This is a genomic window from Aeromonas media (assembly GCF_000819985.1).
In the GTDB taxonomy this organism is placed as follows: Bacteria; Pseudomonadota; Gammaproteobacteria; order Enterobacterales; family Aeromonadaceae; genus Aeromonas; species Aeromonas media.
The window spans coordinates 1-8381 of record NZ_CDBZ01000065.1 but is presented as its reverse complement, the minus strand read 5'-3'; the positions used below and the strand labels follow the sequence as shown (position 1 = coordinate 8381).

Here is an 8381-nt window from a genome sequence, read left to right as displayed (position 1 = left end):
GGCCGCCAGCCCGCTGGCCTGTGGCGACGAGGTGAGCCTGCCGGTGAGCCTCGCCATGAGCGGTACCAGCCCGACCGAGCGTCAGTGGCAGCAGTCCCTCACCCTGCCCATCGGCACCCCCGTCATCAGCCGGGCCAACGGCCAGCCGCTGACCCTCAAGGATGCCCAGAGCGAGGAGGTGCGCGGCATCAGCGAAACCAGCCTGGTGCTGGAGAAGAGCGACGCCCGGGTGAGCGATCGCCTGCAGCTGAACCTGGACTTGCAACACCAGGCCCTGGATGAGCTGGAGATCTGGCTCAACTCCCCCTCCGGCACCCGCATCCAGATCTGGGACAAGGGATACAGCCCGTTGCCACGGCTCAAGGGGGTCTTCCCCACCGAGCTGCTGCCCCTGCAGCCCTTCACCCCCCTGGTGGGAGAGCCGCTGGCCGGTCGCTGGACCCTGGAGGTGGTGGACAGCAAGCCGGGCCATCAGGGGCGCATCACCGGCTGGAGCATCAGCCAGCGCACCGGCGCCCAGTGTGGTGAGCCCGTCGCCCCGCCGGATGACGGCATCATCCACTTCGACACCGCGGACAGCAGCGGGGGCGGCACTGTCAACCTGCTCTGGCTGCTGCCGCTCACCCTCTGGCGCCGCCTCTGCCGTCGCGGCTGATCCATCCCCATAAAAGCAAAGAGGGACCAAGGCCCCTCCAAGGACAAGAAATGAAGATGAGAATGACCCCGCTGGCCTGTCTGCTGGCCCCCCTGCTCAGCGCCTGTGGTGGTGGTGGATCCGATGAGGCGCCCCTGACCGCGCCGGACTACCGTCTGACGGTCAACCTGCCCGCAGCAGGCACCCTGTGCGTCAACCTGAACCAGAACGACAACTGCGAGCCAGGCGAGCCTGTGGTCAGTGGCGAGGCTGGCGCGCGCCAGTTGAGCGCCAGCGCCCCCGGCCTGCTCACCAGCCCCTTGCTGTTCATCCCCCGGGAGCCGGACGCCCTGGCCCTGACCCACCCGGCTGCGCGCCTGGACGATCAGCACCTCACCCCCACCCCCTTGAGCACACTGTTGCAGAGCCGGGTCGCGGACGGGATCCCGCCGGCCCAGGCCCTGGCCGAGCTGCTGCTCGCCCTTGCGCCCCTGCAACCGGGTCAGGGACTCGCGGCCCTGGTGCAGCTGGAGGAGTTCAACAGGGCACTGGAGGCGCTCGCCCTGACGACACGGGATGACGCCGCCAGCCTGCCCGGTCTTGCCACCGGCGAGCGCCAACGCCAGATCTGGCAGGGGCTGGTCACCCTGCTGCCCGAGTTCGCCCGGCACTTTGCCGCCAGCCCCGAGCTCCTGAGCCAGCAGGCCAGACTCGCCGCCGTGCTGATGCAGCAGCAACCCCGGGCGTTGGTGACCGCCAGCGGCGTCACTACCTACACGGACGAGGTGGATTACCTGCTGACCCAGGAGCCTGCGGATCACCCGGGTCAGGAGGCGAGCCTGGGCCAGGCGCCCCTGCGCTATCGCAAGCTGGACAGCAAGGGGCAGCCCCTGGCGGACAATGCCGACGAGTGGGAGTGCGTGGAGGATCTCAACACCGGCCTCATCTGGGAGAAGAAGCTCGATGATCCGGACAGTCCGCGGGATCTGCACAAAGTCTTCGCCTGGGAGTTTGGCAACTATCACCCCAGTCAGGCGGAGCTGGATTATGCCTGCCCCGAGGGGGAGGCCATCTGCTCCACCGAGCAGTATCGCCAATGGCTCAATGGACAACGACTCTGCGGCATAGGGCACTGGCGCCTGCCCACAGCCCAGGAGCTCGGCAGTCTGCAACACTATGGCTCCCTCGCCCGCCAGGATGGCCAGCTGGTCAGCCTGGATGTGCGCTACTTCCCCGACGTCGGTCCCTCGAGCGGCGACTTCGATGGCAGCTACTGGACCCAGACCCTGACCCCGTCCCGGCGCCTCGAGAGCGTCCCCATCGCCGTCATCAGCCCTCAGTTCCTGGGGGAGGATGCGGGCACCGATTACCCCTATGGCGTCCAGAACGAAAATGAAATCAATGCCATACAACTGCGCCTTGTGGCCGAGGTAACCCGATGAACAAGTATCTTCTGACCCTGCTGCTCACCCTGTGCAGCCCGCTGGCACTGGCCATTGCCATCTGCGACGACACCCTGCCGCGCACCAGCCCCAGCTCCCGCTTCCTGGATCGCGGCAACGGCACCGTCACCGACCGGGCCTCCGGCCTCACCTGGATGCGCTGCCAGCTCGGCCAACACTGGCACAATGGAAGCTGTAGCGGCGAGCCGACCCGGCTCTACTGGCAGCAGGCCCTGCTGACCGCAGAGCGGATCCGCACCGAGCCGAGCCATGCCCTCCACGGTTTCGGCGGCCACACCGATTGGCGCCTGCCCACCATCAAGGAGCTCATCAGCATACTGGAGTCCGCCTGCTACAAGCCGGCATTGAACGAGACCCTCTTCCCCCGCGCCATGGCCGGGGACGGCAAGGAGGTGAACGACGGCTATGTCTACCTCTGGTCCTCCACCCCGGTGCCCGCCAGCAAGGGCGTCGCCTATCTGGACATCACCAGTGGCGCCGTCGGCATGCGGGCCCCCGGCTCCTGGGCAAAGCAGGTGCTGCTGGTAAGGTGAGCCATCCGGGCGGGGACTCCCCTGCCCGGTTTTCCCCCGAATGGCCCCTTTGGGGTGGAAGGCGTCAAAAAAGCATCAAATTACGTCACCCTGTGCCGGTTCAGGCGGGTTTTGCGCGCCGGAGCGCTGGCGTGAAACGGGCAGAGCGGTTAGTCTAGCGGCGTTGAACCAATCCCATGAGGTACAGATGAAAACCGTATTGCGTTTTAGCCTGCTGGGCGCCTTGTTACTGGGCGGCCATGCCTTCGCCGCCGAACCGAAAAAATTTGATATCAGCATGTTCCCTGCCGCCGAAGTGAACCAGGAACGTGTCGTGATCCGCCTGCCGGAAGTCGAAAACGAAGCCGACATGATGGTCGAGCTGCAAGTGGGCAAGAAGATGCTGGTGGACTGCAACCTGCCCCGCTTCGCCGGCAACCTGGAACAGCACAGCGTCAAGGGCTGGGGCTACAACTACCTGACCCTGGGCCAGGTCTCGGGTCCTGTCAGCACCCTGATGGCCTGCCCGGATGGCCAGAAGAAAGAGAGCTTCGTCCAGATCTATGGTCAGGGCTTCTTCGTGAACTACAACTCCAAGCTGCCGTTCGTCATCTATGTGCCGCAGGAGTATGAAGTGCGCTACCGTCTGTGGCGTGCCGACAACCTGGCGCAGCCAGCCATGATTGAATGAGTGCCCGACGCTCAGGTTCAGCCAATCCATGAACACACAAAGGCGCCGTATGGCGCCTTTATTTTATTGTTTTCACCCTGCAGAGACCGGGTCCAGCTGTACAAAACCTGACATAACTCCACTATTTTTCAGGCTTTTTGTGCTGTGGACCGCAAAATTCTCCCTCGGGATGAGACAAAGGCTGTTCGATAAAAGATATTTATTAACATAGTAAGAAAATTGATTTTGCACTCTGCGACGGCCTGATGATACTTGCCCGCAAAGGTCAAACTAACCAGAACAAGAGCACTATGAGCTTCGAATCAGACAAGCGTTTCAACGACTTCAAACATTTTCCCCGTGGCCTGCGTCGCAGTGGCGAATTCACCGTGGCCGAAGCGGACAGTCTGGAAAAATACGGCACAGTGATGCTGGCGCTCTATCAGGGCAACCTGGCCCCCCGCGATGACGTAGAAAGCGCCTTCATTGAGCAGGTCAAGTCTGGCGCAGCCGGCAGCAACCCCCACGCCAAGGTATGGTTCAAGTACCTGAAGGTGATTGGTCCCAAGCGGGTGCACCGTCTGTGCACAGTCGCGGGTGGCGCCAATGAGGATGCGGGCGGCAGCTTTGAGGGCGGTGGCGGCGGTGGCAGCGACGAGTCCCTCGATTAATGGATACCGAGCTGCTTCGGACCTTCATCGAGGTCAGCAAGACCCGGCATTTTGGCCGGGCTGCCGAGAATCTCTACCTGACCCAGTCGGCGGTCAGCTTTCGGATCCGCCAGCTCGAGCAACAACTCGGGGTCAGCCTGTTTGCCCGCCATCGCAACAACATCCGTCTGACCGCCTCCGGTGAGCGTCTGCTGCCTTACGCAGACGCCATCTTGCATACCCTGGGCCGCGCCAGGCAGGACGTGGCCCTCTCCCCCGGTTTCAGTCAGCAGCTCGCCATAGGTGCACCCGCGGTGTTCTGGGAGCTCGACTTCAATGACTGGCTCAACCATGTCTATGCCCTGGCCCCCGGTCTCGCGGTGCGCCTCGAAACCGCCTCCCGCGAGCACCTGTGCCGCCAGTTGCTGGAGCGTTCCCTCGATCTCGCCCTGCTCTCCGAGCCGACCAAGATAGACGAGATAGCCCTGCACCCCATCGGCGAGCTGGTGTTCGAGCTGGTAAGCCGGGAGCCGGCCGCCAATGCGGACAGCCTGATGCAGATGCCCCATATTCACCTCGACTGGGGCACCAGTTTCGAGCCCCCTTCCAGCCGGTTGCAGAGCCTGCAGAAGACTCCTGTGCTGCACTCGAGCTCTGCCAGCATGGCGCTGCAGTTCGTGCTGGCCAATGGGGGCGCCGCCTATCTGCCGCGGCGCATGGTGAGCCCCTTCCTGGAGCAGGGACAACTGCACCTGGTGGAAGGGGGACAGGCGCTGAGTCGCCCGCTCTATCTCGCCTATCTGGAGAAATCCGATCGCCGGGAGCTCATCGATCAGCTGCTCACCCTGCCGCTCGGTTGGGATGGCGCCGATCTGCGGCTGCCATCGGCCGAGTAGCCGGGCCTCAGCCTGAGCAGCATGAAAAAAGGGGCCAAGCGGCCCCTTTGTTATGGATGCGTGCCGTCAGCCATGGTGACGACGGTCGTTGGCCTGGGCCAGCAGGGTGCGGCTCTCGCGCAGGAACTCGTCGGCGTGTTCGCCGAAGAAGCTGGACACTTGCGAGAAGGCCTCGATGAAGCCGTCCCTGTCCCCCCGCTCCAAGAGCCCCAGCGCCTCGCCGAAGTTCTGGTAGTAGCGGCGGATCATCGCGAGGTTCTGCGGTGACGACAATATGATGTCGGCATAGAGGTGGGGATCCTGGGCAAACAATCGTCCCACCATGGCGAGCTCCAGCCGGTAGATGGGGGAGCTCAAACTCAGCAGGCGATCCAGATTGGCCTGCTCCCGGGAGAGGTGCCAGCCGTAGGCGAAAGTAGCGAAGTGGCGCAGCGCCTGAATGAGGGTCATGGCCTCGTCGTGAGCCTTGGCCTCTACCTGCTGCAGCCGTGCACCCCAGATGGCCATCTGATCCAGCAGCCACTGGCTGGCGGCGGGGTCGCGGCCCTGGCAGCAGACGATCACCTGCTTGGCGAGGCTCGCCACATCCGGCCCGAACATGGGGTGCAGCCCCAGCACAGGTCCCTGGTGCACCGCCAGCATGTGCTCGAGCGGCGCCGCCTTCACGCTGGTCACGTCCACCAGCAGGCAATCCGCAGGCAGCTTGCCGAGCCGGTCGATGATCTGGCAGGTGATGTCGATGGGCACCGCCACCATCACCAGCCCCGCATCGGCGAGGATCTCGTCGGCGCGCGGCCAGTCCCCCTGCTCCAGGGTTTCGACCCGGTAGCCGGAGAGGCCGAACATCTGGCCAAACAGGCGGCCAAGCTGACCCTGACCGCCTATGATGACCACCTTGCCAAGGGCTGGCTTCATGCATTTGAAGTGGTGCTCCTTGTCGCTGGTGGATTCCAGAATATAGGATTCGCGCATCACCCGGCGCAGCACGTCCTCGATGAGATCGCCGGGCACCCCCAGCCGTTCGGCCTCGGCGCGGCGGCGGGCCAGCATGCTCGCCTCCCTGTCCGGTGCATAGATGGGCAGACCGTGCCGGCTCTTTACCTCACCCACTTCCCCCACCAGGGCCAGACGGGCGGCCAGCAGATCAATAAGCTGCTTGTCCACCGCATCTATCTTGTCCCTGAGGGCATTCAACTCTTCAGCCATATCCAGTCCCTGCCAGCGCCGCTGGCGGCGGCGCCCTGTGATTCAAGAGGCAACAAGGTATCACTGCGTGGGCAGTGATACCTCTATGGTTCAATCAGTTACGACAAGATACCACGACTTACAGCGCGGTTCTGCTCTTGAGCGGCGCCGCCAGCTGGCTGTGGCAGCGGGCCAGCAGGTCCGCCGTGGTCTCCCAGTCGATGCAGGCATCTGTGATGGAGACGCCGTAGCGCATCTGCGCCTTGGGTTGCTCGCTGGACTGGTTGCCCTCGAACAGGTTGGATTCGAGCATCACACCTATGACGGAGCGGTTGCCCTCCTGGATCTGGTGGATGACGTTGTCCGCCACCTTGGGTTGCAGGCGGTGATCCTTGCTGGAGTTGCCGTGGCTGCAATCCACCACCAGACCGGGCAGCAGGCCCGCCTTCTCCAGCGCCTCTTCCGCCAGCGACACATTGACCGAATCGTAGTTCGGGTGCTTGCCGCCGCGCAGGATCACGTGACCATCCGGGTTGCCCTGGGTCTGCAACAAGGCGACCTGGCCCTGCTGGTTGATCCCCATAAAGGCGTGGGGGCTGGAGGCCGCCTGCAGCGCGTTGATGGCGGTGCCGAGGTTGCCGTCGGTGCCGTTCTTGAAGCCGACCGGCATGGAGAGGCCGGACGCCATCTCCCTGTGGGTCTGGGATTCTGTGGTACGGGCGCCTATGGCCGACCAGGAGAAGAGCTCCGCCAGGTATTGCGGGCTGATGGGATCGAGCGCCTCGGTCGCCAGCGGCAACTCCAGCTCCGCCAGCCAGCAGAGCAACTCACGGGCGCGGTGCAGCCCCAGCTCAACGTCGAAGGTGCCGTCGAGGTTCGGATCGTTGATAAAGCCCTTCCAGCCGACCGTGGTGCGTGGCTTCTCAAAGTAGACCCGCATGACAATGTAGAGAGAGTCCTGGTAGGCATCATGCAGCGCTTTGAGTCTGGTTGCGTACTCTTTGGCGGCGTCCATGTCGTGGATGGAGCAGGGTCCACAGATCACCAGCAGGCGGTGATCCCGACGGTGGATGATGTCGGCTATGGTATTGCGGGCCCCTTGCACGAATGCCAGCGCCTTGTCGGAGATGGGCAGCTTCTCCTTGAGCTGGGCAGGCGTGATCATCACTTGTTCGGACTGGATATGGATGTTGTTCAGGGGATCTCTTTGCATTTTCTCATTCTCTCTACTGTATTCAAGCCAATTGCGCCAAGGTGTATTTATTTATTTACACAAGTCAGCGCTTTGTTACGCAACCGCCCTCACCTTACCAAGGAAAAACAAACAATCAAGTGAAACTAGCGGTTTACTGCATCAACAGATGGATTAATGACCACTCTCGTGACCAAAACAGCCAGAAAGTAGCGTGTGAGATGCCCTCTGCACCACGAAAATCGTAAACAAATAATTACACACTGTACCTTGTCACGCCTTTGCCGGCCTGCCGCCATAAAAAAGCGGGGCACCTGGCCCCGCTTGCGTTCTCGTGTTGCTCTTCTTTTATTATTTGCCGTGGGCCTTGATGACCGCCACCGCCTTGTCGGGGAAGTCGCTGAATACTCCGTCCACATCGGCCTGATAGAGGAAGATGTTGAGCAAGTCGGTGAAGTCTTTCGCATAGGGCGGGATCTGGCCTTCGTCTTGGCGGAAGGTATAAGGGTGCACCTTGAGACCAGCGGCGTGAGCCTCCTTCACCATGGCGGTGAACACCGGCTTGCCCGGGGTGCCCGGCTCGGTGACTATCATCGGCTTCCAGGGGCCTATTCCGTCGGCGTAGCCAGCTATGGTCTTCATGGCACCCGGCTTGAACATCCAGTCATAGTCGTAGGGGGTCGCCTTGCCCTTGGCGTCGTAGACCATGGTCTCGTTCCAGTCGGTCTCGGCCATCAGCTGCACCAGCTTCAAGTCCATGCCCAGCGCCGGCATCAGCTCGGTGTCGATGCGTTTGAGCTCATCCACGTCGAAGCTCTGCAGATAGACCTTGTCGCTCTTGCCGGTATAGCCGTACTCCTTGAGCACTGTCAGCACCGCCTTGGAGATGTCCTTGCCCTCGTGGCGGAACAGCCAGGGGGCCTTGATCTCCGGGTAGATGCCGATCTCTTTGCCGGTGCTCTTGTTGAGCCCCTGGATCATCTCAATCTCTTCCTGGAAGGTGTGGATCTTGAAGTCGGACTGCCACAGCGGGAAGCGGGCCGGATAGACCGGCACCTGTTTGCCGTCCACCAGCTGGAACGGTTCCGTCATGCGCAGGGAGCGCACCTCGGCCAGGGTGAAGTCCACCACGTAGTAGCGACCGTCCGGGCGGGCCCGGCCGGACGGTCGCTACTACGT

General features: G+C 62.8%; 8 protein-coding genes and 1 pseudogene. 6 read left to right on the top strand and 3 right to left on the bottom strand.

Going from position 1 to position 8381, the window contains the following annotated elements; translation table 11 throughout:
* The 6 genes from BN1127_RS04880 to hdfR form a co-directional block, all read left to right on the top strand.
* Positions 1 to 655, top strand: a 655-nt coding sequence (locus BN1127_RS04880) for a proprotein convertase P-domain-containing protein (protein ID WP_042648711.1), incomplete at its 5' end; no start/stop codon positions are given.
* A gap of 62 nt (positions 656 to 717) precedes the next feature.
* On the top strand, positions 718 to 2076 hold the full coding sequence (locus BN1127_RS04875; RefSeq protein WP_148304741.1) for an Lcl C-terminal domain-containing protein: 1359 nt from the start codon (positions 718 to 720) through the stop codon (positions 2074 to 2076).
* Positions 2073 to 2630, top strand: coding sequence for an Lcl C-terminal domain-containing protein (locus BN1127_RS04870; RefSeq protein ID WP_042648710.1), 558 nt, complete (start codon positions 2073 to 2075; stop codon positions 2628 to 2630). Before BN1127_RS04875 ends, BN1127_RS04870 begins: the two co-directional genes overlap by 4 nt.
* 187 nt (positions 2631 to 2817) lie before the next feature.
* The gene (gene eco / locus BN1127_RS04865) at positions 2818 to 3300 is read left to right on the top strand and encodes a serine protease inhibitor ecotin (protein ID WP_005328180.1); all 483 of its coding nucleotides are present in this window, start codon (positions 2818 to 2820) and stop codon (positions 3298 to 3300) included.
* 290 nt (positions 3301 to 3590) lie between these two features.
* On the top strand, positions 3591 to 3950 hold the full coding sequence (locus BN1127_RS04860; protein WP_005328181.1) for a MaoP family protein: 360 nt from the start codon (positions 3591 to 3593) through the stop codon (positions 3948 to 3950).
* On the top strand, positions 3950 to 4825 hold the full coding sequence (gene hdfR / locus BN1127_RS04855) for an HTH-type transcriptional regulator HdfR (protein ID WP_005328182.1): 876 nt from the start codon (positions 3950 to 3952) through the stop codon (positions 4823 to 4825). The genes BN1127_RS04860 and hdfR overlap by 1 nt, the downstream gene beginning before the upstream one ends.
* A 66-nt stretch (positions 4826 to 4891) precedes the next feature.
* Here hdfR and tyrA read toward each other — a convergent pair whose 3' ends face one another.
* From tyrA to glpQ, 3 genes and pseudogenes are all read right to left on the bottom strand, one after another.
* A complete protein-coding gene (gene tyrA, locus BN1127_RS04850; RefSeq protein ID WP_042648709.1) occupies positions 4892 to 6031 on the bottom strand; it encodes a bifunctional chorismate mutase/prephenate dehydrogenase in 1140 nt (379 codons plus the stop codon).
* A gap of 118 nt (positions 6032 to 6149) precedes the next feature.
* Positions 6150 to 7223, bottom strand: coding sequence for a 3-deoxy-7-phosphoheptulonate synthase (locus tag BN1127_RS04845; RefSeq protein WP_042648708.1), 1074 nt, complete (start codon positions 7221 to 7223; stop codon positions 6150 to 6152).
* 330 nt (positions 7224 to 7553) lie between these two features.
* Positions 7554 to 8363: pseudogene (glpQ, locus tag BN1127_RS04840) on the bottom strand (glycerophosphodiester phosphodiesterase); the annotation flags it as partial.
* Positions 8364 to 8381: the final 18 nt, after the last annotated feature.

Coding starts and splice junctions, on each gene's coding strand:
- BN1127_RS04875 (WP_148304741.1), top strand. CDS start 718: ATGACCCCGCTGGCCTGTCTGCTGGCCCCCCTGCTCAGCGCCTGTGGT.
- BN1127_RS04845 (WP_042648708.1), bottom strand. CDS start 7,223: ATGCAAAGAGATCCCCTGAACAACATCCATATCCAGTCCGAACAAGTG.
- tyrA (WP_042648709.1), bottom strand. CDS start 6,031: ATGGCTGAAGAGTTGAATGCCCTCAGGGACAAGATAGATGCGGTGGAC.
- eco (WP_005328180.1), top strand. CDS start 2,818: ATGAAAACCGTATTGCGTTTTAGCCTGCTGGGCGCCTTGTTACTGGGC.
- BN1127_RS04860 (WP_005328181.1), top strand. CDS start 3,591: ATGAGCTTCGAATCAGACAAGCGTTTCAACGACTTCAAACATTTTCCC.
- hdfR (WP_005328182.1), top strand. CDS start 3,950: ATGGATACCGAGCTGCTTCGGACCTTCATCGAGGTCAGCAAGACCCGG.
- BN1127_RS04870 (WP_042648710.1), top strand. CDS start 2,073: ATGAACAAGTATCTTCTGACCCTGCTGCTCACCCTGTGCAGCCCGCTG.